At 35.7% G+C, this 24,298-nt stretch carries 21 protein-coding genes; 1 reads left to right on the top strand and 20 read right to left on the bottom strand.

Features of this window, described 5'->3' with window-relative positions; translation table 11 throughout:
• Positions 1-133 precede the first annotated feature (133 nt).
• The 16 genes from QVA17_RS05965 to pta form a co-directional block, all read right to left on the bottom strand.
• Entirely contained in the window at positions 134-364 is a 231-nt protein-coding gene (locus QVA17_RS05965) for a KH domain-containing protein (protein ID WP_027430725.1), read from the bottom strand.
• 25 nt (positions 365-389) lie between these two features.
• Positions 390-632 carry a 30S ribosomal protein S16 gene (gene rpsP, locus QVA17_RS05960; RefSeq protein WP_027430724.1) on the bottom strand — a complete coding sequence of 81 codons (243 nt, stop codon included), beginning with the start codon at positions 630-632 and terminating at the stop codon, positions 390-392.
• 37 nt (positions 633-669) lie between these two features.
• A complete protein-coding gene (gene ffh / locus QVA17_RS05955; RefSeq protein WP_287387057.1) occupies positions 670-2,022 on the bottom strand; it encodes a signal recognition particle protein in 1,353 nt (450 codons plus the stop codon).
• Between the two features lie 9 nt (positions 2,023-2,031).
• Positions 2,032-2,376 carry a YlxM family DNA-binding protein gene (ylxM, locus tag QVA17_RS05950; RefSeq protein ID WP_027430722.1) on the bottom strand — a complete coding sequence of 115 codons (345 nt, stop codon included), beginning with the start codon at positions 2,374-2,376 and terminating at the stop codon, positions 2,032-2,034.
• Positions 2,377-2,490: 114 nt separating this feature from the next.
• Positions 2,491-3,933 (bottom strand): AI-2E family transporter, encoded by a 1,443-nt coding sequence (locus QVA17_RS05945; RefSeq protein WP_287387056.1) that lies wholly within the window; start codon positions 3,931-3,933, stop codon positions 2,491-2,493.
• Between the two features lie 136 nt (positions 3,934-4,069).
• Positions 4,070-5,944, bottom strand: a complete 1,875-nt coding sequence (locus tag QVA17_RS05940) for a carbohydrate-binding domain-containing protein (protein WP_287387055.1) — start codon at positions 5,942-5,944, stop codon at positions 4,070-4,072.
• Between the two features lie 297 nt (positions 5,945-6,241).
• Positions 6,242-7,459 carry a threonine ammonia-lyase gene (gene ilvA, locus QVA17_RS05935; protein ID WP_027430720.1) on the bottom strand — a complete coding sequence of 406 codons (1,218 nt, stop codon included), beginning with the start codon at positions 7,457-7,459 and terminating at the stop codon, positions 6,242-6,244.
• Positions 7,460-7,555: 96 nt separating this feature from the next.
• The gene (gene ftsY / locus QVA17_RS05930; RefSeq protein ID WP_287387052.1) at positions 7,556-8,470 is read right to left on the bottom strand and encodes a signal recognition particle-docking protein FtsY; all 915 of its coding nucleotides are present in this window, start codon (positions 8,468-8,470) and stop codon (positions 7,556-7,558) included.
• Positions 8,471-8,603: 133 nt separating this feature from the next.
• Positions 8,604-12,185: a chromosome segregation protein SMC gene (smc, locus tag QVA17_RS05925; RefSeq protein ID WP_287387051.1), complete on the bottom strand. Its 3,582-nt coding sequence runs from the start codon at positions 12,183-12,185 to the stop codon at positions 8,604-8,606.
• A 15-nt stretch (positions 12,186-12,200) separates the two neighbouring features.
• Positions 12,201-12,908, bottom strand: a complete 708-nt coding sequence (gene rnc, locus QVA17_RS05920; RefSeq protein WP_074521200.1) for a ribonuclease III — start codon at positions 12,906-12,908, stop codon at positions 12,201-12,203.
• 89 nt (positions 12,909-12,997) lie between these two features.
• Positions 12,998-13,228 carry an acyl carrier protein gene (acpP, locus tag QVA17_RS05915; protein WP_027430716.1) on the bottom strand — a complete coding sequence of 77 codons (231 nt, stop codon included), beginning with the start codon at positions 13,226-13,228 and terminating at the stop codon, positions 12,998-13,000.
• A 72-nt stretch (positions 13,229-13,300) separates the two neighbouring features.
• Positions 13,301-14,314, bottom strand: coding sequence for a phosphate acyltransferase PlsX (plsX, locus tag QVA17_RS05910; protein ID WP_034245421.1), 1,014 nt, complete (start codon positions 14,312-14,314; stop codon positions 13,301-13,303).
• A 135-nt stretch (positions 14,315-14,449) separates the two neighbouring features.
• Positions 14,450-14,632: a 50S ribosomal protein L32 gene (gene rpmF, locus QVA17_RS05905; RefSeq protein ID WP_027430714.1), complete on the bottom strand. Its 183-nt coding sequence runs from the start codon at positions 14,630-14,632 to the stop codon at positions 14,450-14,452.
• Between the two features lie 4 nt (positions 14,633-14,636).
• Positions 14,637-15,161, bottom strand: a complete 525-nt coding sequence (locus QVA17_RS05900) for a YceD family protein (protein WP_287387047.1) — start codon at positions 15,159-15,161, stop codon at positions 14,637-14,639.
• 188 nt (positions 15,162-15,349) lie between these two features.
• Positions 15,350-16,546 (bottom strand): acetate/propionate family kinase, encoded by a 1,197-nt coding sequence (locus QVA17_RS05895; protein WP_027430712.1) that lies wholly within the window; start codon positions 16,544-16,546, stop codon positions 15,350-15,352.
• 132 nt (positions 16,547-16,678) lie between these two features.
• A complete protein-coding gene (gene pta, locus QVA17_RS05890) occupies positions 16,679-17,680 on the bottom strand; it encodes a phosphate acetyltransferase (RefSeq protein ID WP_287387045.1) in 1,002 nt (333 codons plus the stop codon).
• Positions 17,681-17,903: 223 nt separating this feature from the next.
• Here pta and QVA17_RS05885 point away from each other — a divergent pair, with 223 nt between their 5' ends.
• Positions 17,904-19,136 (top strand): tRNA(Met) cytidine acetate ligase, encoded by a 1,233-nt coding sequence (locus tag QVA17_RS05885; RefSeq protein ID WP_287387043.1) that lies wholly within the window; start codon positions 17,904-17,906, stop codon positions 19,134-19,136.
• Between the two features lie 659 nt (positions 19,137-19,795).
• Here QVA17_RS05885 and QVA17_RS05880 read toward each other — a convergent pair.
• The 4 genes from QVA17_RS05880 to QVA17_RS05865 form a co-directional block, all read right to left on the bottom strand.
• Positions 19,796-21,160 carry a PFL family protein gene (locus QVA17_RS05880; RefSeq protein WP_074521205.1) on the bottom strand — a complete coding sequence of 455 codons (1,365 nt, stop codon included), beginning with the start codon at positions 21,158-21,160 and terminating at the stop codon, positions 19,796-19,798.
• A gap of 48 nt (positions 21,161-21,208) precedes the next feature.
• Complete coding sequence (locus tag QVA17_RS05875) at positions 21,209-21,481, bottom strand: ACT domain-containing protein (RefSeq protein ID WP_027430708.1); 273 nt, start codon at positions 21,479-21,481, stop codon at positions 21,209-21,211.
• A 228-nt stretch (positions 21,482-21,709) separates the two neighbouring features.
• Positions 21,710-22,504 carry an MBL fold metallo-hydrolase gene (locus QVA17_RS05870; protein ID WP_287387042.1) on the bottom strand — a complete coding sequence of 265 codons (795 nt, stop codon included), beginning with the start codon at positions 22,502-22,504 and terminating at the stop codon, positions 21,710-21,712.
• A partial coding sequence (locus QVA17_RS05865) for a cell division FtsA domain-containing protein (RefSeq protein WP_287387041.1) occupies positions 22,501-24,298 on the bottom strand: 1,798 nt, incomplete at its 5' end. The genes QVA17_RS05865 and QVA17_RS05870, both read right to left, overlap by 4 nt.

Genomic DNA, 24,298 nt, shown 5'->3' with positions numbered 1-24,298 from the left:
CTTTTAGTTTCTTAAAAAACATAAATATTGTAATAAACTTTGAAGCACATGTAAAGTGAGCCAAGTAAACTAAGATACAAAAAAAGAGAGAAACTAAGCTAAACTTAATCTCTCTCAAATAGTTCTCCATTAACTAGTTGTCAATTTCGACTATAACCTTCTTATCGGTTTTCTGTGCAGCAGCTGAAACAACTGCTCTAATAGACTTTGCAATTCTACCTGATTTACCGATTACTTTACCCATATCAGAAGAAGCAACCTTTAAATCAATTACAATTGCCTTGTCCTTTTCAGTTTCAGTTACTACAACTTCATCGGGATTATCAACTAGCGCTTTAGCGATAATTTCTACTAATTCTTTCATAGACCACACCTCCACTACTAGTCAATTACTTTTCGATACCAGCAGCCTTGAAAAGCTTGCTAACTACCTCAGTTGGCTGAGCACCGTTAGCTAACCACTTCTTAGCAGCTTCTGCATCGATGTTAATCTTAGCTGGTTCATAATTAGGATCATAAGTACCAATCTGATCAATGAATCTACCATTTCTTGGAGATCTTGAATCTGCTACGATTACTCTATAGAAAGGAGACTTCTTCTCACCTAATCTCTTTAATCTAATCTTTACCATGTTAAATTTCACCTCCTAAATTATTTGCTGATATATGTTAAAAAGGTAATCTGAATCGACCCTTTTTACCACCTTTCATCATTCCAGGCATCTGCTTCATCATCTTCTTCATCTGCTCAAACTGCTTAACAAGACGATTGACTTCTGCAATATCAACACCTGCACCTCTTGCAATTCTATTCTTTCTTGACGGATTAAGAATATCTGGATGAGATCTTTCTTTATTTGTCATAGATTGAATAATTGCTCTTGTCTTCTTTAAATTAGCTTCTGCTTCATTCTCATCGATTGAAACATCCTTCATCTTAGAGCCAAGTCCCATACCCGGTAACATACCAAGTATTGAACCGATACCACCCATGTTACTAATCTGATCCATGGAATCAAGGAAATCGTTAAAGTCAAACTCTGCTTTCTTTAACTTGTTCTCCATCTCTTTGGCCTTAGTGGCATCTATCTGAGCTTCTGCCTTCTCAATAAGAGTAAGGACATCGCCCATACCAAGGATTCGGCTTGCCATTCTATCTGGATAAAACTGTTCAAGGTCAGATAACTTCTCACCCATACCAACATAGAGAATTGGCTTACCAGTTACTGCTTTAATTGAAAGTGCAGCACCACCTCTTGTATCGCCGTCAAGCTTTGTTAAGATAACTCCGTCAATGCCAATCTTCTCATCAAAGGAAGCAGAAACATTAACTGCATCCTGACCAGTCATGGAATCCACAACTAAGATTGTCTGATCAACTTCTACGTTCTTCTTAATTTCAATAAGCTCGTTCATCATGTCTTCATCAACATGAAGTCTACCGGCTGTATCTAAAATAACAACATTAAAGTTATTATCTTTAGCATGATTAATAGCAGCTTTGGCAATATCAATTGGGCTGTTATTAGTTCCCATTGAGAAAACTTCTACCTCTTGCTTCTTACCATTTATCTGTAACTGCTCAACAGCTGCAGGTCTATAAACATCACAGGCAACTAGTAAAGGTTTCTTACCCTTAGCTTTAAACTTTCCAGCTAACTTAGCTGTTGTAGTTGTTTTACCAGCACCCTGAAGACCGGCCATCATAATTACGGTAATTTCATTACCGGACTTTAGCTTTATCTCAGTAGTTTCAGATCCCATTAAGTTAACCATCTCTTCGTTAACTATCTTAATGACCATCTGTCCAGGAGTTAAACTTGTTAAAACGTCCTGACCTACTGCTCTTTCCTCCACTGACTTAACAAAGTTTTTTACAACTTTGAAGTTTACATCAGCTTCAAGTAAAGCCATCTTTACTTCTTTAAGGGCTGCCTTAACATCACTTTCTGTTAATCGTCCCTTACTTCGAAGGTTCTTAAATACATTCTGTAGTTTATCTGAAAGACTATCAAATGCCATGTAACACCTCTAAAATTCATCTAGTATTTCTTTAGATATCTTCTTGATATCTAGTATTAAATTCTCATCATTATTCTCTAGATAAGAATCAGCTAAAGAATCTATTCTTGCAACCTTTGTCTTAGTTTCTTGAAACTTCTCAATAAGGTGAAGTTTAGATTCATAATTGGCCAATGTCTTATTGACACGCTTAATTAAATCAAAAACTCCTTGTCTAGAGATTCCATATTCATCAGCAATTTCACTAAATGATAAATCGTTAAATATTGCATCTTCATAGACTTTTCTTTGATGTTCATTTAGTAACTCTCCATAAAAGTCATATAGAAGAGCCTGCTCAACAATCTTCTCCATAATTCCTTACCTTTATGTAAATTTAGCTTGTTTCAATTAAACCTTGAATAGAATATCATATAGCATTTTTAATGTCAAGTAAAAAAACTTGACAGAGGAAGAAAATTTAAAAAATTATTCTTCTTCATCCTCTTCTATTTCAGAGTCAATTTCTATATTTTCTTCTTTTTGTTTGTTTTCCTTTTTGAGCTTTTTGCTTTCCTTTAGCTCTTCTTTTATTCTTTTTTGTTCTTCCTTTTGCTTTACTATTTCTTCTTTTTGTTTTAATTGATCTTCCTTAATTCTTTCATATGCGGACTTCATCTTCTCACTAAACTTTTCATTTTCCTTCGTTGGATATTCATTTTCATAATCCACCGCCATTTTAAACTGTCCCTTTTTTAATAGTCCTTTGAAAATAGCCTTCTTGATGAAGTGATAAATTATGGCAAATATTGGAACACCAATTAACATTCCAAAGAAGCCCCAAATGTGTCCGAATAAAAGGATGGCAAATAATACCCAAAAGCCAGAGATACCTGTGCTGTTTCCTAAAATTTTTGGTCCTATAATATTTCCATCGATTTGCTGAAGAATAAAGTTAAACACGAGGAAATATATGGCTTGTCCCGGATTTACAATTAAGCAAAGTATAATGCCAATAGCCCAAGCAATGTACCATCCAAAGAAAGGAATGACATTAAATATGCCTACAATTACTGCAATCATGACTTCGTTCATAGTTTCAACGCCAGGATTTAGCAATTTATAAAATATAAGCATAAAGTAACAAATGATGGCAATTACAATGGCGTCTACAATTTTACCAATAAGGAAGCCTGAAAATACCTTATCAACAAATTCAAATTCATCCATAATGGATTCTGCTTCTTTTTCTTTGAAAATGCTATAAATTATCATCTTACTTTGTTTAGCAAGTTTTTTGCGCATAAAGAGAAGATAGATTGCAACAATAAAACCAATAAGTAAGTTAAAAAATAGATTTAATACTCCCATTACACCGATTGTAAGATTAGATAGGATAACATCTGAGTTTTTAACTAGACTGTTATTAATATAATCTTTTGCAAAGTCATAACTTGTATTAATAATATTTTGAGAATGCTCCCTAATAAATTCATTTGACTGCATAAAATTAATTGCAAAATCATAGAATTTATCAATGGCCGAAGGTGCTAATTGCACAATTCTTATAATACTGTTAACAAGGTTTGGAATAATCATAACAATAACGAAAATTATAATAAGTGCTGCAATTATAATACCTGTGTAGATACTAAAGGAATTAGCAAGGGCTAATCTTCTTTCTTCTTTTAGTTTTTTAAAAAGCTTTTGGTATAATAAATTTAGACCATTTACCATAGGACAGATAATATAGGCCAAGCAGGCACCTATTAAAAACGGCATTAAGGTTTTTATTATGCCATTTAGAAATTTACTTATATAGCTAGCCCTATCAATCATAAAATATACTAACATTGCTAGTATAAAAGAAATAGAAAATGCAAGTGTAAGTCCTAAATATTTCCTAATATCTATCGGTTCTTTATTTTTCATTTTATCCCCCTAATATTTAAATTTATCGCCATAATCTAGGCTTTAATGTACGAAAAAAGGGATGACTAAAAAGTCATCCCTTTAATTATAGCCTATTTTCTTATATTTTAAAAGATATTTAAATTTTATTTAGATTTTATTTAAAGGCATTTCTTCCAGTGCCAGACTGTGAGTTACCACCCATGTTTCCCATACTGCCCATACCTGAGCTTGAAGAACCATTTGAGTAAACAGAGCTTGTTGGTGTTACTGTTGTTGAAGAAGAACCAATTGTGTATGTGTATGAGCTGCCTGTTGTGATGTCAGCGGAGTAACAAATACAAACCTGATATGACTTTGATGGTGTATATGAAAGAATTGTATTTCCACTTGAATCAGTTAATGTAAATGTCTGATTAGCAGAACCTGAACCATATAATAATAAGCATACACCGTTTGTAGCAGAACTTGGTGTTTCAACCATTCCGCTTGAACCAAAGGCCATTAATGTACCACCTGTAATTGTAAGGCTAGAGTCAAAGTCAAGAGCAGTATTTCCGCTATCTGTAGGACCTTCAACTATTGTAGTACCACCGGCAATAGTCATGGTACCATTTGAATCAAGTCCATCACCGGTAGATTTAACATAAACAGTTCCACCGTTGATTTCTAATTTAACACTTGAATTTGTACCACCTGTTGTATTACCCATGCCAGTTGTTTGTGTTGAACCATCTGAGGCATTCATACCATCATCGTCAGCTACTACACTAACATTACCATTGTTAATAACAATCTGAGTACTTTCTAAACCTTCATAGGAATCAGTAATATTAACAGTTCCACCATCAATCTGAACTAGTGTATCAGCATGAATACCATCATCACCGGTTGCAATTTCTAAATCGCCGCCTTTAATGATTACAGCACCATCTGTGTGAACGCCATCATCTTCAGAGTCAATATTAATACTACCATCAAATACAATAAGGACATTTGTTGCCTTAATACCCTTCATAGAGTCTGTTGCTGTTGATGAAGTTGTTGAAGTTGAAGAGCTTGCTCTAAAGCCAAAGTCAGTTGAGCTATGAGTAACAGATGAGTTTGCTGCTCCATCACCTGTTGTAATATCAATGTTACCGCCATTAATAACTACATAGTTTTCTGCCTGGATACCGTCATTTTCTGACTGAATTGTAATCTCACCGTCTTCAATAATGATATAACCCTTAGTTGCATCAGAATCGTTTGAAGCCTTAATACCATCTCCAGTTGCTGTAATATCAATTGTTCCACCAGCAATACCTACTAAGTCTTTACCAATTAAACCATCATCAGTTGCTGTTATGGAAATGTTTCCGTTAACGATAATTAAATCATCTTTACTTGTAATTGCATCGTTATAGCCTGCATTTACAACTAAACTACCATTACCATTAATGCTTAAGTCGTCCTTAGAATAAATTGCTGCGCTATATTCTTCAGTATCTGTTGTTCTAGAAGAATCAGTTACTGTATTAGTTGTACCATCTGCAAGAGTAATTGTTACCTTGTCTGCACTAAGAATTAAAACTGGTGCTGTGCTTGAATTAGAAATATCCATTCCATTAAAAATTAAATGCACCTCATCAGTGTCATCTTCAAGGTCAACTACAATCTGTCCATCGCTTAAGCTACCGGAAATAACATAAGTTCCTTTTTGGGTGATAGTTACAGTAGAACCAGATGCACTTGCACCATCACCATTTACTGAAATTGAAGAACCATTAAGTGTAATTGTTGTGTCGTCGCTGTCATAAGATGTATCTGTATCATTTTCATCTAGTTCAAGAGACACTCCATTTTCAAGACTTGAGATCAACTCGTCTAAATCTACGTCAACTGTTGCAGTTGTGGTGCTTGATGAGCTTGTAGAACTAGATGAACTTGTTGTAGTTGTCGTTGTAGCCTCGTTAGTTGTGCAGCCATATAGACTCATGGCAATTAATACACTAGTTAATCCTATGGTACCTACCTTTCTTAAATTAATCATAAGTAATCCTCCTTTAATTAAACCTATCACTGGGGAATCGTAAATCTTTCCGCCCTCTGATATCTTATTTTTATAATTAATATAAAGATTTAAAATGTTGTAAATGTGTTCTTTGTGTGGTGTTTTTGTGAACTGAAATAAAGAAATTAAAAAGAGATAAAAAAGAAATTTTAAAAAGAAATTAAAAAAGCTGCTATGAGAAATGAAACAAGGGCGTAAAACCTTAGTTTCACTTACTCATAACAGCTGTAGTTTTGTATCTAATTTATTAGATTATCTAGCTTCTTTATAGTCTGACTAGATATTAACCTTAACGATTCTTGGTCTAAGGCCTGCTTCTTCAAGCTTTTCGACAATCTCATCCTTATGCTCATGTCCATAAGCTTCAATTGTGATTCTAAGCTCAACTGTTGTCTGTCTGTTAATTGATACAAACTGGTTGTGCTCAAGCTTAATTACATTACCATTAGCCTCTGCAATAATAGTTGCAACTCTTACAAGTTCACCTGGTTTATCTGGTAAAAGAACAGATACTGTAAAGATTCTGCTTCTCTGAACAAGACCCTGCTGAACTACTGAAGACATTGTAATTACATCCATGTTACCACCTGAAAGGATAGAAACTACCTTCTTATCCTTTACATTAAGCTGCTTAAGGGCAGCTACTGTAAGTAAACCAGAATTCTCAACTACCATCTTGTGGTTCTCAACCATATCAAGGAAGGATACGATTAAGTCTTCATCTGGTACTGTAATAATATCGTCTAAGTTCTTCTGTAAATATGGGAATAACTTACTACCTGGAGTCTTAACTGCTGTACCATCTGCAATTGTGTTAACAGTTGGTAGTGTTGTTACAGCCCCAGCCTTTAGGGATGCCTGTAAACAGTTAGCTCCTGCAGGTTCAACACCAATTACCTTGATGTTAGGATTAAGTAGCTTTGCAAGTGTAGATACACCAGTTGCAAGTCCGCCACCACCTACTGGTACTAAAATATAATCAACTGTAGGTAATTCCTTAATGATTTCCATAGCTATTGAGCCCTGACCTGTAGCCACTTCAAGGTCATCAAATGGATGAACGAAAGTTAATCCTTGCTCCTTAGCTAACTTAATTGCGTATTCACATGCCTCATCATAAACATTTCCATAAAGGATAACTTCGGCGCCATAGCCCTTAGTTCTGTTAACCTTAATTAAAGGTGTTGTAGTAGGCATAACTACTGTTGCTTTTACGTTATATTTCTTTGCTGCAAATGCAACGCCCTGGGCATGGTTACCAGCTGAAGCTGTAATTAATCCTCTTTTTCTAGCTTCCTCTGACATTGTGCTAATCTTATAATAAGCACCTCTAACCTTGTATGCGCCTGTATACTGCATATTCTCAGGCTTTAAGTAAACCTTGTTGCCTGACTGTGCACTAAAGAACTCGCTATATACTAAATTTGTTGGAAGAGTAGCTTCTTTAACTTTTTCAGCTGCTTCTTCGAATTTCTTCAATGTTAATTCTTCCATTTTCCTAGCTTCTCCTTGAATCCCATAAGTATTCTTGTCCAACAAGCCATAATTGTTGTATGACAAGTTGTTCATAATTATAGACCTGTAAAGCTTTTATTGCAAGTCAAAGAGGGCATTTACAAAATCCTCTGAGTTAAATTTCTGTAAATCCTCAATCTGCTCGCCAACTCCCACATATTTAACTGGAATGCCAAATTCAGACTGAATAGCCACTGCTATTCCACCCTTAGCTGTACCATCCATCTTAGTTAAAATAATACCTGTAATGTCAGTTACATCCTTAAATTCTCTAAGCTGAGAAAGAGCATTCTGTCCTGTTGTAGCATCAAGTACGATTAAATTCTCTCTATAAGCTTCTGGATATTCTCTTGTAATAACCTTATCGATTTTACGAAGCTCTTCCATTAAGTTTTTCTTATTCTGAAGACGTCCTGCTGTATCGCAAAGTAAAACATCAGCTTTTCTTGCCTTTGCAGCCTGAATTGAATCAAAAATAACTGCAGCTGGGTCTGAACCTTCGCTTTGAGCAATAATCTCACAGCCATTTCTATGAGACCATTCTGTAAGCTGTTCAATGGCAGCAGCTCTAAAGGTATCGGCAGCAGCCATAATAACCTTCTTATTCTGATTCTTTAGTAAGCCAGCAAGCTTACCCACTGAAGTTGTTTTACCAACGCCATTAACACCAGTTAATAAAACGATGGATTTCTGATTTTCAAAATCGTAGGCATTAGGGCCTAGATCCATTTGCTCCTTAATTAACTGAATAAGTAATTCCTTACATTCAGCTGGTTGCTTAATAGCATTTTCCTTAACCTTTTCCTTGAGGTTTTCAATGATTTCATCAGTTGTTCTAACGCCTAAGTCGCCCATAATAAGAGTCTCTTCAAGCTCTTCATAGAATTCGTCATCAATATTTGTAAAGCCATTGAAAACGTAATCAATGCTTGAAACAATATTGTCTCTTGTCTTATTAAGACCTGCTTTTAATTTTTCAAAAAATCCCATATTAAATCCTTCCTTATAAAAAAATTAAGCCCACATTCTTACAAGTAAACTAATCAAATGTAGCGACTTCATAGAAGCCGCCTCTAATGCAAGTACTTCCATACTAGTAAAAATATAGGCTTAACTAAAATTTCTAGGCAGTTTTTACCTGCTTATCTTTATCTAGTTCTTTATCAATTAAGTCAACAGAAACAAGAGTTGAAACACCCTTCTCCTGCATTGTAATACCAAAGAGTCTATCTGCAGCTGCCATAGTACCACGTCTATGTGTAATGACAATAAACTGAGTATGCTTTGTTAACTTATGTAGGTAGTTTGCGTATCTTCCTACATTTGAGTCATCAAGAGCGGCCTCAATTTCATCAAGTAGACAGAATGGAGATGGCTTTAGGTTCTGAATTGCAAATAAAAGCGCAATGGCTGTAAGAGCCTTTTCACCACCGGATAACTGCATCATATTCTGTAATTTCTTTCCAGGTGGTTGAGAAATAATTGTAATGCCTGCTTCAAGGATATCCTCACCTTCTACAAGTTCGATTGTACCCTTTCCACCGCCAAATAATTCCTTAAATACCTGGTCGAATTCCTTCTTAATTTCTTCAAACTTAGCTGTAAACTGAGTTCTCATGCCGCTATCAAGTTCATCAATAACCTGCATAAGTGCATTTTCAGCTTCAATCATATCATCATGCTGGCCCTTTAAGAATTCGTAACGTTCTGAAACGCCTTTGTATTCTTCAATGGCATTAACATTTACATCACCGAGCTTTTTAATTGCGGATTTTAAAATGTTAATCTGCTTTCTAATATTAGATAGATCAGTAAGTTCTTCGTTTCTTAGTTCGAGAGCATAACTATAAGTCAACTCATATTCATTCCACATGTAATCTACTAATGTATCATTAGATTCATCGAGCTTTTCATGCTGGTTATGAAGACGCATGCTTTCCTTTTCAAGTAAGACGATTCGATTATTAATCTCATCTCTCTTATCAAAGGATGACTTGTGAGTCTTTGAAATCTCTTCACGCTCAAGTCTTAACTTCTCAATCTTTTCGTTAGATTCCTTAATTCTAAAGTCAGCAAGATTCATAGACTTCTTAACATCTGAAATGTCCTTATTCTTATTAATAATTTCAGTTTCAGTCTGTTTAATCTTATTCTTGATTTCTGCCTCTTCCACAATAAGCTTTTTAACTTCTTCGTTAAGACGAAGGATAGTCTCTTCGATATAGCTTATCTTCTGGCTGTAGCTGCTATGCTGTAGCTTTACATTTTCAAGCTTAACAGAAATCTTAACTTCTTCTTCCTTTAACTCGTCAAGGAACTTATTCAAGCTCTCAATCTCTTCCTTAGACTTCTCATTCTGACTATCAAGTTCATCTAAGTTGTTAGAAACAAGGGACTTGCTTTCATTAATCTTCTGGATTTCTTCATCCGCCATCTTAATTTCCATGCTATCCTTTGCAACTAACTCAAGGATTGACTTTAACTTAGCCTTCTCCTGATTTAAGTTAACCTGAATTGTGTTCTTTCTTAAAGTAACATCTCTTAAATCCTTTGTTAAGCTTTCGTTATCAGTTCTAATTTCAGCAATCTTAGCTCTGTTATCGCTAACCTGATTCTTAAGCTCAACGCCAGCCTTAGAAGTCTCATTAACACTTTGCTTTAACTCTTCGATTTCTCTTCTACGTCCAAGCAAGTTGCTTGAATTCTTGAAAGCACCACCAGTCATTGAACCACCTGGATTTAGCTGTTCACCTTCAAGAGTTACGATTCTAAGGGAATATCTATACTTTCTTGCAATGGCAAGAGCATTGTTAATATTATCTACAACTAAGATTCTACCAAGTAAATACTTAGCAAGGTTCTCATATTCAAAGGAAACTCTAACTAAGTTAGAAGCTACGCCAATAACGCCCTCTTCCTTAATGCAATTATCCTTTTCAAGGGTTTCTCTTGCCTTAATAGCGTTTAATGGTAAAAATGTAGCTCTACCCAAACGGTTTTCTTTTAAGTGAGCAATCAAGTCTTTAGCAGTATCTTCCTTGTCTGTAACGATATTCTGAATAGTTCCGCCAAGGGCTGTTTCAATTGCTACTTCATAAGAACGCTCAACCTTAATAATATCTGCAATAACACCAAGAATACCTGGCTTCGTATCCTTAAGCTTCATGATTTCACGAATTGAGTTACCGTAACCATCATAACGCTCAGTAATATTAATTAAGGATTCCAGTCTTGATTTCTCTCTATGATATTTACTAGTTAATTTTTCAATTTGAAGATTTAAATCTGTGTTAGCATTTTTAATATTAGTAATTTCTTCATTATTCTTAACTAATTTATCGTTTAATTCATTATATTCTTCATCCACTGATAAAAGCTCGTTAGAATAAGAATCAATAAGCTTTTTCTGGCTAGCTTCATCAGACTTATCTTTAATTACCTTACTTGAAAGCTCTGCCTTTTTAATGCTTAAGTTCTCAAGCATAGTAACGTACTTCTGATTCTCAGCATTAATAGATGACTTCTCATTTAATGCATCCATAATAGACTGGTTCTTCTCATCAATCTTAGTCTCTACAGAAGAAATCTTTTCCTTAATTTCCTCGCTTTGCTTGTTGATCTCTTCTAGTCTATCATCGTGGCCTGTCATATCATTTTTAATAGCCTGATAATCAGCTTCAGCTTTAGCTATTTCTTCGTTTTTTGATGTAATCTCCTCAGTGATCTTTGTAAGTCTTTCTGAGTGAAGTTCGTTATTGTTATTGAAAGTCTTAATCTGCTCGCTATAGACATTAATTGTGCCCTCAAGCTTTTGCTTTTCAAGTTCTGTCTCAGACTTAGTATTATTAGTTTCTTCAATCTGAGCATTAATTGCCTCTAACTGACTTTCAGCCTGCTCATATTCTGACTTAATTGTTTCGTATTCGCCATTGGCCTTTGAAAGGTCACCATCAGCAATGGAAATCTTCTCATCTAAGGCAGCTAAATCATTACGGATTCTGTCTGTCTCTAAGAGGAAGGCATTGACATCGTAATTCTTTAAATCAGTCTTTAAATTAAGGTATTCCTTAGCCTTATCAGACTGCACCTTTAAAGGTCCTACCTGCTTTTCAAGCTCAGATAAAATATCATTAACTCTGACTAAATTAGCTCTCTCACTTTCAAGCTTCTTAATTGCGGCAGCTTTTCTTCTCTTAAACTTTACAATACCTGCTGCTTCATCAAATAGTTCTCTTCTTTCCTCAGGCTTACCAGAAAGGATCTTATCAATCTGACCCTGTCCGATAATTGAGTAGCCTTCTTTACCAATACCTGTATCATAAAAAAGTTCAGTAACATCCTTTAATCTACACGCATTACCATTAATTAGATATTCGCTCTCGCCAGATCTATAAACTCGTCTGCTTACAGTTACTTCATCATAATCAACTGCTAGTGCATGATCTGAATTATCAAGCGTAATTGATACATACGCAAAGCCCACAGGCTTTCTGTTTTGTGTTCCAGCAAAGATAACATCTTCCATCTTAGAACCACGAAGTTGCTTTGCAGATTGTTCACCAAGAACCCATCTTACAGCATCGGCAACATTACTTTTACCAGAACCATTAGGCCCTACAATACCAGTAATACCGTTATCAAAATCAAAAACGATTTTATTGGCAAAGGACTTAAATCCTTGTACCTCAATACTCTTTAAATACATAAAATCTCCCTTTAGTTACTTTAATACATCTTTAATTTCTATCCCTTTATTTTTAAGCTCTACTAAAGCTTTATAGGCGGCGTTAGCCTGAGCATTCTTCTTATTGTGTCCGCTTCCTTCAATCTCAATTAAGCCCTCTACTTTAACTTCCACAACAAAAGTCTTATTATGCTCTGGTCCTTCTTCTCTAATTAGAGAATAGCTAACCTCTTTACCCATTCCTTGAACAACTTCCTGTAGAATGGTCTTGCTATCAAAAAAGAGTTGTTTATTGTCTAAGTCATTTAAAATAAATTTAAGGACAAACTCTTTTGCATTAGCAAAATCACTATCAAGATAAATAGCACCAATTAAAGCCTCAAGTGCATCTGAAACAATAGAGTCTCTTCTTCTACCGCCTGTAAGTTCTTCACCCTTACCAAGCTTAATAAATTCCTCAAAACCAAATTCTCTAGCGCAAAGTGCAAGAGTTGGCTCACAAACAATACTTGCACGAAGTCTAGTCATCTTACCTTCATTCATTGTGAATTTTTTGAAAATGTAGTCACTGCTTGATAGTTCCAAAACAGCATCGCCTAAAAATTCAAGTCTTTCATTATCCTTAATCTTAAGCTGTTTCTTTTCATTGGCATATGAACTATGAGTAAGTGCATTCTCTAGTAATGAGATATCTTTGAACTTATAGCCAATAATATCCATTAATTCATTCAGATTAGTATTCATAAATTCATCTTCCTTTTTATATTTTTACAAATAAATAAGACTACTTACTTAAACAAATAAGTAGTCCTATATTAAATCATATAAAGTTATTATTTAGTTGCGTTCTTAATTGCTTCTACTGCATCTGCAACAGTTGAAATCTGTTCTGCTGCGTCTTCAGGGATTTCAATATCAAATTCTTCTTCAATTCCCATAATGATCTGAAAAACATCTAATGAATCAGCGCCTAAATCATCGATAAATGTTGTATCAAGATTAATCTTGTCAACGTCTACATTAAGTACATCAGCAATAATTTTCTGTAATTTCTCGAATTCCATAGTATTAACATCCTTTCAAAATAAAAATCCCTCTATTAGCATCATACATGCTATAAAGCTTTGCCAAAATGCTTAGTCATTAGCTGTTGGCATATTCTCTAATGACTTTACAATCTTATCATTAATATTCATTTTTGTAAACTTAACACACTGAAGAATTGAGTTCCTAATTTCAGTAGATTTAGCGTTTCCGTGAGTCTTAACAACTAGACCATTTAAGCCTACTAAAGGTGCTCCTCCGTACTGGCTAGCATCCATAGTTTTTAACTCTTCCTTAAGCTTATTCTTAATTAAGAGAGCACCAATTTTAGTCTTAAGACTAGACATTAAAACACCCTTAATTTTCTTAAGTAAGCCACCGCCAAGACCTTCATAGAGCTTTAAGATTACATTACCTACAAAGGCGTCACAGACTACTACATCTGCTCCACCATTAGGAATTTCTCTAGCTTCAATACTTCCAATAAAGTTAATGTCATCGCAAGCCTTAAGAAGTGGAAATGTCTCCTTGACTAACTGGTTACCCTTCTCTTCTTCTAAACCTACGTTAACAATAGCTACTCTAGGATTCTTAACACCTACTACATTCTCCATGTAAATAGAGCCCATCTTAGCCCACTGAACAAGGAAATCCGGTCTAGAATCTACGTTAGCACCTGCATCTGCAAGTAAGAAAACACCATTCATAGTTGGTACAAGTGGTGACATAGGAGGTCTTTGAACGCCCTTTAATCTACCTACAATAGTTTGTCCACCAACAAGAATAGCACCTGAACTACCAGCTGAAACAAAAGCGTCAGCCTTCTTTTCCTTAACCATATATAAAGCCTTAACTAAAGAAGAATCCTTCTTTCTTCTAACGGCCATAACAGGTGGTTCACCTGTTTCAATAACTTCACTAGCAGCTACTACTTCAAGCTGATCCTTGTTATATTTATAATTTGCAAGCTCCTTATTAATAACATCCTCTAGTCCAACTAGATATACAAATGTGTCACTATCGGCATTAATTGCTTCTATAGCTCCCTTTACTGTTTCCTTTGGAGCATTATCTCCACCCATAGCATCTAAAGCGACTTTAATCATATTCTCCTCCGAATTTATTTTTAAACTTTATTAAAAGTACCACGAAAACGCGCATTTTTCAAGTCTTTTAGAGTTTTTTAACAAACAAAAAAAGAGCCCTATAAAAGGACTCTTTATAAAAATTAAGCTCTAGAATTAAGCTTCAACTTCGATAATCTGCTTCTTGTTGTAAGAACCACAAGCCTTGCAAACTCTATGAGGGAGCATTAAAGCACCACACTTTGAACACTTAACAAGATTAGGAGCGCTCATCTTCCAATTAGCTCTTCTCTTATCTCTTCTAGCCTTAGATGATTTATTCTTTGGACAAATTGACATACTATTACACCTCCTTAAACTCATTTAAAATATCTTTGAAAACAGACATTCTTGGATCCAGAACATCGCGGTCACACCCGCATTCCTTAATATTAAGATTAGTACCACATTTTAAGCATAAGCCCTTGCAGTCTTCCTTACATAAAGTCTTGCCTGGCATGGAAACAAGCAATTCGCTAAATAATAATTTATCCGCGTCGAGGTTGTATCCATCAATGTAGTCTTTTTCTATCTGAGTCTCTTCTTCCGAAGCGTCATCAGCAAAATCAACTATCTCATCAATAACTAAATCCACCTTAGTATCAACAGCTGTTAAACATCTGTCACAAGGAATTGATAAAGTTACATCTGTTACTGCCTTAATAGAAATCTTGTTAGTTCCTATCTTGTTAATAGTAACATCAAATGGTGCCTTCTTAACTATTGGATAGTCAAATAGACCATTATTAAATGTATCCGCTTCAAGGGAAACATTTTTAGTTAAATCTTGAGATGAACCGGATAAAAGTTCTCTTAAATCAATTAGCATACATAATCTCCTATCGAAACCTTTAATACTTAGTTACGACCCGATCCTATATACTAGGCGTGAAGGGAAATAACTTGCCTTTTCACACTTTGTCAATTATACGCACATGTTTTGTTTTTGTCAACAACATTTTCTAAAATGTAAAGTAAAATTACTTTACAGCTTAAAATTTAATAGTTATAAGACAATTACTTAACTAATGCTAATGTATCTCTAGCGATTGCTAATTCTTCGTTAGTAGGTAATACTACTACCTTAACCTTAGAATCTGCTGTAGAAATCATCTTTGTTTCGCCAACTGCTGCTTCGTTAGCTGCATCATCAACTTCAATACCTAAGTAGTTGAAGTAGCTTAAGATCATCTTACGGATTCTAGCGTTGTTCTCACCAACACCAGCTGTAAATGCGATAGCATCTACACCGTTCATAGCTGCTACATAAGAACCGATGTACTTAGCAACTCTGTAAGCATAAGCATCTAATGTATCCTTAGCAATCTGGTTACCCTTATCAACTTCTGCGATTAAGTCACGGAAATCTGAAGAGATACCTGACATACCTAAGATACCAGACTTCTTATTAAGAACGTTTAACATCTCAGAGATTGTCATATTCTCATGGTTGCAAAGGTATTCAAGGATAGCTGGATCAAGATCACCAGAACGTGTACCCATGATTAAACCTTCAAGTGGAGTAAGACCCATTGAAGTATCAACACACTTACCACCGATTGATGCAGAGATTGAAGCACCATTACCTAAGTGGCAAACGATAACCTTAGCGTTGTCCTTATTGAGGCCTGCAAACTTAATTGTTTCACCAGAAACGAACATATGAGATGTTCCGTGGAAACCGTATCTTCTTACATGATACTTCTCATAGTATTCTCTTGGAATAGCGTAAAGGTAAGCCTTTGGCTCCATTGTTCCACCAAATGCTGTATCCCAAACTGCGATATTCTTCTTACCAGGCATAGCAGCTTCAACAGCTTCGATACCGATTAAGTTAGCTGGGTTATGAAGAGGTCCTAAATCGAAGCACTCCTTAATAACTCTCTTAACATCTTCAGTTACAAGGCAAGACTCCTTGTAAGCTTCACCAGCGTGAAGTACTCTATGACCTACAGCGCCGATTTCGTCTGTTGACTTAATTACACCGTGTTCTGGATCTACTAAAGCGTCAAGAACTAACTTAACAGCGATGTTATGATCCTTCATAGGTGTTTCTACTACATACTTATCCTTACCTGTTGGCTTATGTGTAAGGATTGAACCTTCGATACCAATTCTTTCAACAAGACCCTTAGCGATAACGCTTTCGTCGTCCATGTTGATTAACTGATACTTAAGTGATGAACTACCACAGTTTAAAACTAAAATATTCATTGATAATCTCCTTGTTTAAAAAATTATTTATAACTTAACTAATCACCGGAGGCAATGTAAAACTCCCGGTGATCAGTTTTTATTAAGTAATATCTTAAAAATCTAGTTAATTAAAATAAGACTAAATCTAGATTAGTTGGCAGCATTCTGAGCCTGAACAGCTGTTAAAGCTACTGTACCAACGATATCTTCTGCATAACAACCTCTTGAAAGATCGTTAACTGGAAGTGAAAGACCCTGTAAGATAGGACCGTAAGCACCAGCCTTAGCAAGTCTCTGAACTAACTTATAACCGATGTTACCAGCTTCAAGTGAAGGGAATACTAATGTGTTAGCATGACCAGCAACCTTAGAACCTGGAGCCTTTAATTCACCAACTTCTGGAACTAATGCAGCATCTAACTGTAATTCACCATCAAGTGTAAGTTCTGGGTACTTCTCATGAGCGATTGCAACAGCGTTAGCAACCTTATCTACATTGTCATGCTTAGCAGAACCCTTTGTAGAGAATGAAAGCATAGCAACCTTAGCTTCCTTACCAACAAATGTTTCAAATGATTCAGCAGATAACTTTGCGATTTCAGCTAACTTTTCAGAATCAACATCTGGGTTAACAGCACAGTCAGCGAATACGAATAAACCGTTTTCACCAAGTTCGCAGTTAGGAACTTCCATAAGGAAGAAACCAGAAACTGAAGAGATACCTGGCTTAGTCTTTAATAACTGAAGAGCTGGTCTGATTGTGTTACCTGTTGAGTGGCAAGCACCTGAAACAGCACCATCAGCATCTCCACACTTACACATAAGGCATGCATAGTACATGTAATCCTTTTCCATCATTTCTTTAGCCTGCTCTGGAGTAACACCCTTCTTAGCTCTTAATTCAACAAACTTGTCGATGTACTTCTGCTTGTTAGGATCGTTGAAAGGATCAACGATAGTTGCACCTGTAATATCATATCCTTCACTGTTAGCAGCGATTTCTTCCTTAGTACCGATAATGATTAAGTTAGCGATACCTTCCTTTAAAATCTGCTCTGCAGCAGCAAATGTTCTCTTATCCATAGATTCAGGTAAAACGATAGTCTTCTTATCAGCTTTAGCCTTTGCTTTAATTTCGTCAATAAATGCCATGATTACTGACTCCTCCTTAGATTATTTTGTTTTTTTAATATTAGTTCGATGATTTCCAGTTTCAAAAACACTTCGAACACTAGTAAAAATTATACGACTTTTCCTTTTTGAATACAAGAAAATATTTTAACATTATCTCTTTAAAAGCACGATTTTGACATGTTTTAGAAAAAATAATATTATTAACTTGTAATTTTATATAAATTTAACAAGAGGTTTAATTATGACTATAGGAATAGTTGCAGAATTTAATCCCTTCCACAACGGACACAAGTATTTGCTTGACTCAATCAAGGCTAAATACCCAGAGACAAGCCTCATTGTTTCCATGAGTGGCGATTATGTCCAAAGAGGCGAGGGAGCAATTATAGATAAATATAAAAGAACGAGTATGGCTTTATCTGAAAATGTAAATCTCATCCTTCAGATAGCAACTAAATTTTCCTTATCAAGCGCAAGCTACTTTGCCTTTGCAGCCGTTAACAGTCTCATAAAGCTGGGAGCTAATAAGATAATCTTTGGCATGGAGTCTGATAATATTGAAAATCTAGTAAAGATCGCTAACCTACTAAACGACGAAAGTCCAGAATTTAGTGAAAGCATCAAGTCCTTTATTAATGAAGGCTACTCCTACCCTAAGGCTAGAATGCTTGCCCTCTCTTCTATTTATGGGGAGAATTTGGCAAAGGAAACAACTAAGTCCAACAATGTGCTTGCTATTGAATATATTAGACAGATTTTAAAATATAACAAAAAACATAAGGCCAACATAAGCTTTGAAGGCATAAAACGCCTTGGCCAAGACTTTAATGATGAAGAAATAAAAGAAAATCTTACAAGCGCCACAGCTATTAGAAATTCTTTGTATAAAAAAGACATAGAAATAATCAAAGGTCACACAAATGAATTTACTTATAATATCTTAGAAGATAGCTTTAATAAGAACGAACTAATCTTTATTGATGACTTTAGTGACCTTCTTTATTTTAAGCTCTTAGACCTTTGCAAATATAACAAAGACGAGGCTATAAAAACTTTAGTAGAATTCAACGACCTATCAGAATTTTTAGCAGCCTCTATCTATACGAAGTTTATAAACTGGAATAGAGCCTTTAAAATCAGTGATTTTATAGATGCTCTAAAATCAAAAACCTACACTTACTCTCGCATCTCCCGCTGTCTTTTTTGCATAATTTTAGGAATAAAAAAGACAGATATAAAGGAAGAATTAGCTTTTATTAAAGTGTTAGGCTTTGATAAAAAAGGACAAGCCCTACTATCTAGCGTAAAGAAGGACTTAGATATAGAACTAATAACTAAGAACTCTAAGGGAAAAGAAAATAAAGAATTTTTGGAAGAAATGTATATGTCTGATTTGTACAATAATGTGCTAGGAAGGAAGACAGGAAAGATTCCAGAAAGAGAGATTAAGAAGGCAATTGTGAAGGAAAACTAAATAGGGAGTTTTACTAATGGGATGAGTTATCTCAGCCGCTAAGGGGAGAAGGACGGACATTGCAGTGAAGCTACGAAGTTCTCAAAGACCCGCTCCCGCTAAGCTAGCTGCCTAGCTGTACTAAGAAAGTCCAGCCCCCTAAAGGGGACGTCCTTTTAAGTGCAGAGGCAGCTAGAATTGTCTTTTCGAACTTGTATCTCCACTTACATTGTGCATCACCCCCGCGGATGAAGATACCCCATGCGATAATTCTCGCCAATTCTATCGGCAATTAAAGCCGTTTTATATCTATAAAGTTTCATCTTATTGTCTGGTTTGTTGTAAGGTAAATGGAAGCGCAGACATAAATTCGAAAAGACAATTCTAATTGCTTCGGCACTTTAAAAGGGATGGGTTATAACCCATCCCTTTTATTAGTACCGCTAAGCAATTAGCTTAGTGAAAACGTGTCTTTGAGAATTTGATGGCTGTGCTGCAATGTACGTTAGTCACACAAACATAACAGCAAGCATCAAACTATATAATATTGTCGATTTAATTTGCGATTGTAATCTAGTGTACGTCTTTGAGAATTTGATGGCTGCGCTGCAATGTAAGTTAGTCACACAAATATAACAGCAAGCATCAAACTATATTATTTAATAACTGATTTAATACACCTAGTTCTTAAAACTATGAATAGGCGCTGGAATTCTACCTTTTCTATTCACAAACGCAGAACAATCAAACTGATTTACTGGCATAATTGGTGCGTATCCAAGTAATCCACCAAATTCAACTGTCTCTCCAAGTCCCTTTCCTTCAACAGGAATAACTCTTACAGCAGTTGTCTTCTGGTTGATCATACCAATAGCTGCCTCATCTGCGATGATACCTGAGATTGTTGTAGCCTTAGTATCACCAGGAATGGCAATCATATCAAGACCTACTGAACAAACACAAGTCATAGCCTCAAGCTTTTCAATTGTAAGGCAACCAGCCTCAACAGAATCAATCATACCCTGATCTTCTGAAACAGGAATGAAGGCACCTGATAAACCACCAACGTAAGAAGAAGCCATAACGCCACCCTTCTTAACCTGGTCATTTAAAAGGGCAAGAGCTGCTGTTGTACCAGGAGCACCGGCTCTTTCAAGTCCGATTTCTTCTAAAATATCTGCAACTGAATCGCCGATTGCTGGAGTTGGAGCAAGTGAAAGGTCGATGATACCAAAAGGTACACCAAGACGCTTAGAAGCTTCTTGAGCTACTAACTGACCTACTCTAGTAATCTTAAAGGCAGTCTTCTTTATAGTTTCGCAAAGAACCTCAAAGCTCTCACCACGTACTGATTCGAGAGCATATTTTACAACACCTGGACCAGAAACACCTACGTTAATGATTGCGTCGTCTTCTGTTACACCGTGGAAAGCTCCAGCCATAAATGGATTATCATCAGGTGCATTACATAAAACAACTAACTTAGCACAACCAATAGAGTCGTTGTCCTTTGTCAAATGTGCTGTTTCCTTTACAATTTCGCCCATAAGCTTAACTGCATCCATATTGATACCAGTCTTTGTTGATCCAACATTTACAGAAGCACAAATAAGTTCTGTTTCCTTTAAAGCCTTTGGGATTGAACGAATGAGTAACTCATCAGAACGAGTCATACCCTTTGAAACTACTGCTGAATAACCACCGATAAAGTTAACACCAACTGTGTGTGCAGCCTTATCAAGAGTCTTTGCGATTTCAACATAGTCATCACTTGTCTTACAACAAGCACCACCAACTAAAGAAATTGGTGTGATAGAAATTCTTTTATTAACAATAGGGACACCGAATTCCCTAGCAATGTCTTCACCAGTCTTTACTAAGTCCTTAGCAAGAGTTGTAATTTTATTGTAAATATTATCACATGTAGACTTAAGGTCTGGACTTGCACATTCAAGCAAGTTAATACCCATTGTAATAGTTCTTACATCAAGGTTTTCCTTCTCAACCATCTTATTAGTCTCAGTGACTTCCATAATATTAATCATAGTTTTCTCCTATATTATCAGAGTTTTTATGTGTTTTGAAAAATCGAATTAGATTCTATGCATCATGTCGAAGATTTCTTCCTTCTGGCACTTAATAGAAACGCCGATACCTTCGCCAAGCTTGTCTAAATTCTCTAAAATTTCATCATAGCTCTTAGTTGTATTAGCAATATCAACGATCATCATCATGTTAAAATAACCTGAAACGATAGTCTGTGAAATATCTAAGATATTGATCTTAGACTCAGCTAAATAAGTACATACCTTTGCTATAATTCCAACTGTATCTTTTCCTACAACTGTAATTACACACTTCTTCATATAATCATTCTCCTTAAAATTAAACACTTGCAAATTGCAAGCTTTATCCCTCTAAAGATACTCTATTTCTGAATGTATGTCAATTTTAAGATAAGCAAAAAGCTTCCAAAACCCCGCATAATTGCAAGATTTCGGAAGCTTAAATTTTTATTCTTTTTGAAAATGTTACTTTAAAGCACATTTAACATGTAACATTAAATCAAATGCAACATTTAATTACATATAAGCTTAAATCACATTTAACATTGAAGTTTCAAATCTCTTTGCCACCTCAATTTCAAAATCACTGGCCTTATAGTCATTTTCTGACTGGTCAATTTCTAATTTTACAGTTTCATAGGCTAGCTTTTCGTAGTTATTATCCTTACTTAAGTGGCCAAGAATTACCTTCTTTAAATTAGGATGTAAAACCTTACTAATTAGCTGTCCTGAAGATTCATTACATAAATGTCCCTTATTTCCTAAGATTCTTTGCTTAAGATAATATGGGTAACTACCTACCTGAAGTAGATTTATGTCATGATTAGCCTCTACATATAAAATGTCCGATTCTTTCAAATTCTCAACTGTATAGTCATCATAACAACCAAGGTCTGTACAAACAGAAACCTTCTTATTTGCATTAGTAATGCTGTAAGCACAAGGCTCGTTAGCATCGTGTGAAATTGCAAAAGGTCTAATAACTAAATCGTTAAGGTAAAAGGGAATGTCAACGCCGATTCTATTAAGTATGCCCTCAGGCATATCTCCTAAACCAGCCTCTAATATTCCATCAATTGTACCTTGGGTTGCATAAATTGGAATAGCCTCTTTTCGACTTATAACTCCAATACCCTTAATGTGGTCACTGTGCTCATGTGTTACGAATATTGCAGATAAATCTTTAACTGAAAGGTCGATTTTATTCAAACCCTCTTCAATTTTTTTACGACTAACTCCTGCATCAATTAAAATATGCGTATTATCAGAGCCAACGTAGACGCAGTTTCCACTGCTGCCACTTGCGATTGGCATCATTCTCATTGTGTTATATCCTCCCAATAAAGGTCAATCTTATCTCCTTCCTTTAGAGGAGCTGTGTATTCACCCTTATTTCCATTTTGTTTTAGAACTACGACTCCCTTTGGCTTAGACAAATCAAATTCGTAGAACTGAAATAAGTCTACCAAAATGTAGTCGCTTTTCCCAGATAATTTTACAGGTTCATTATTTACAAAAATTGTGATACCCTTAGTCATTTTATTTGGAATGTCTGACTTTTTCTCAACCACAACCATGTCTGCTGCCACCTGCGCCAATTCTTCCTGATTTCCAGGCTTGGCAATATTTTCTGAAAATGTATTGCTTTTTATAATTTCATTCATGAACTTGTTATTTGAAATCTTATTCTTTTTAGTAAAGGAAGCACTCATCTTACCAATGCTTGATTCATCGATATTTTTAAGGTCAATGCTTTTTTGGGCCTCTTCCTTTAACTTCTTTTCTTCTTCAAGTATAGCCTTCTTTCTGCCACGCTCCTTAGCCTTTTCTAGTTCTTCTAAGTCTTCCTCATAATTTTCCACCTCTAAGCCATTTGTTAGGGTTAGATACTTATTGTCAGGATTTGATGCATTTTCATTACTCTTAATGTAACTTGAGGCTGTAATAGAATCACCGGAATAAATCTTAGTAATAGGATTAGCTTCCTCGCCGTTTACAAAGATTTCGTTATCAAGGGCTTTCATGCCAAGGCAGTCACAAAGCTGCTTAACAGTATAATAGTTTTCAACTCTTAAATGATCTCCCTCTAAAATGTCGTAATCTTCAGGCTTTGTCTCGCCATTTACATAGACAATCTTTGGAAGTTCAAGTAGCTCACCGTTAAGAGTTAACTTAACTGGGCTTGAGAGCTCCTCTAGCTTATTAAGTGTAAGGTTTGCATCCTCACCGGCAGTTGAATTCTTAATTTCAATCTTTGCATTTTGACCAATCTTAGAATTTAGGTTAGCAGGCTTGCCATTTAGCTTAATTATAGCGCCTTCGCCAGATTTACCCTTAACCTGTCTTTGAACGCCATTAATTGAGAAACTAAGGGCCTTACCACGTTTAGGGAATACATCGCTATTAGAATAACCAATCTGAACAAGGGCATCGCTAATTGTTAGGTGGTTGTTGTCATAGAGCTTAACCCTTGACTCGTTTACGCTAACAAAGACGAAGTTGTTCTTCTGGTTATAGAAATTAGTGCAAATTCCGATTGGTGTTACATAAAGGGAATCCTTCTGGAAAGAAACCGCGCTAAAATCCACGCTTTCAAGTACATCTGCCCCACGAACTGCAACTCTCTCCTTTGGAAGACCAAGCTCCTTAGCAAGAGTTTGTGTGTAGCCAGACATTTTGCCACCGCCACCAACTACAAAGACGGCGTTACAGCTCTTGCCTCCATTAAGCTCTTTAATGCGACTTGCTGTTTCCTTAGCCATCTCACCAATTGGCTCTGAGGCAACTTTATTAATATCTGAAACATTGATTTTTTGCTCAATGCCCATGACGTCTTTAAATTTCACCTGTCCCTTTGGCTTAGAGCTTGCAATCATCTTAATCTGCTCTGCAGTTTTAAAGTCTACAAGATAGTGTCTTGCAATGGCTTCAGTGATTTCATCTCCTGCCACAGGAATCATGCCAAAGGCAATAATGCTGCCATCCTTAGTAAGGCAAATATCGGAAGTTCCAGCTCCCACATCCACCAAACCTAGATTAAGCAGTCTAAAGTTTTCTGGTACCGCAATATTAATAGCTGCAATAGGTTCTAGAGTAAGGCTAGCCACCTTTAGGTCA

This window comes from Lachnospira sp. (genome assembly GCF_016290755.1).
GTDB classification, from domain to species: domain Bacteria; phylum Bacillota; class Clostridia; order Lachnospirales; family Lachnospiraceae; genus Lachnospira; species Lachnospira multipara.
This window is presented reverse-complemented; position numbering and strand designations above follow the sequence as displayed.

Bases quoted from the DNA above. Each gene is read 5' to 3' on its own strand.
- QVA17_RS05965 (WP_027430725.1), bottom strand. From the start codon at position 364: ATGAAAGAATTAGTAGAAATTATCGCTAAAGCGCTAGTTGATAATCCC.
- rpsP (WP_027430724.1), bottom strand. From the start codon at position 632: ATGGTAAAGATTAGATTAAAGAGATTAGGTGAGAAGAAGTCTCCTTTC.
- ffh (WP_287387057.1), bottom strand. From the start codon at position 2,022: ATGGCATTTGATAGTCTTTCAGATAAACTACAGAATGTATTTAAGAAC.
- ylxM (WP_027430722.1), bottom strand. From the start codon at position 2,376: ATGGAGAAGATTGTTGAGCAGGCTCTTCTATATGACTTTTATGGAGAG.
- QVA17_RS05945 (WP_287387056.1), bottom strand. From the start codon at position 3,933: ATGAAAAATAAAGAACCGATAGATATTAGGAAATATTTAGGACTTACA.
- QVA17_RS05940 (WP_287387055.1), bottom strand. From the start codon at position 5,944: ATGATTAATTTAAGAAAGGTAGGTACCATAGGATTAACTAGTGTATTA.
- ilvA (WP_027430720.1), bottom strand. From the start codon at position 7,459: ATGGAAGAATTAACATTGAAGAAATTCGAAGAAGCAGCTGAAAAAGTT.
- ftsY (WP_287387052.1), bottom strand. From the start codon at position 8,470: ATGGGATTTTTTGAAAAATTAAAAGCAGGTCTTAATAAGACAAGAGAC.
- smc (WP_287387051.1), bottom strand. From the start codon at position 12,185: ATGTATTTAAAGAGTATTGAGGTACAAGGATTTAAGTCCTTTGCCAAT.
- rnc (WP_074521200.1), bottom strand. From the start codon at position 12,908: ATGAATACTAATCTGAATGAATTAATGGATATTATTGGCTATAAGTTC.
- acpP (WP_027430716.1), bottom strand. From the start codon at position 13,228: ATGGAATTCGAGAAATTACAGAAAATTATTGCTGATGTACTTAATGTA.
- plsX (WP_034245421.1), bottom strand. From the start codon at position 14,314: ATGATTAAAGTCGCTTTAGATGCTATGGGTGGAGATAATGCTCCAAAG.
- rpmF (WP_027430714.1), bottom strand. From the start codon at position 14,632: ATGTCAATTTGTCCAAAGAATAAATCATCTAAGGCTAGAAGAGATAAG.
- QVA17_RS05900 (WP_287387047.1), bottom strand. From the start codon at position 15,161: ATGCTAATTGATTTAAGAGAACTTTTATCCGGTTCATCTCAAGATTTA.
- QVA17_RS05895 (WP_027430712.1), bottom strand. From the start codon at position 16,546: ATGAATATTTTAGTTTTAAACTGTGGTAGTTCATCACTTAAGTATCAG.
- pta (WP_287387045.1), bottom strand. From the start codon at position 17,680: ATGGCATTTATTGACGAAATTAAAGCAAAGGCTAAAGCTGATAAGAAG.
- QVA17_RS05885 (WP_287387043.1), top strand. From the start codon at position 17,904: ATGACTATAGGAATAGTTGCAGAATTTAATCCCTTCCACAACGGACAC.
- QVA17_RS05880 (WP_074521205.1), bottom strand. From the start codon at position 21,160: ATGATTAATATTATGGAAGTCACTGAGACTAATAAGATGGTTGAGAAG.
- QVA17_RS05875 (WP_027430708.1), bottom strand. From the start codon at position 21,481: ATGAAGAAGTGTGTAATTACAGTTGTAGGAAAAGATACAGTTGGAATT.
- QVA17_RS05870 (WP_287387042.1), bottom strand. From the start codon at position 22,504: ATGAGAATGATGCCAATCGCAAGTGGCAGCAGTGGAAACTGCGTCTAC.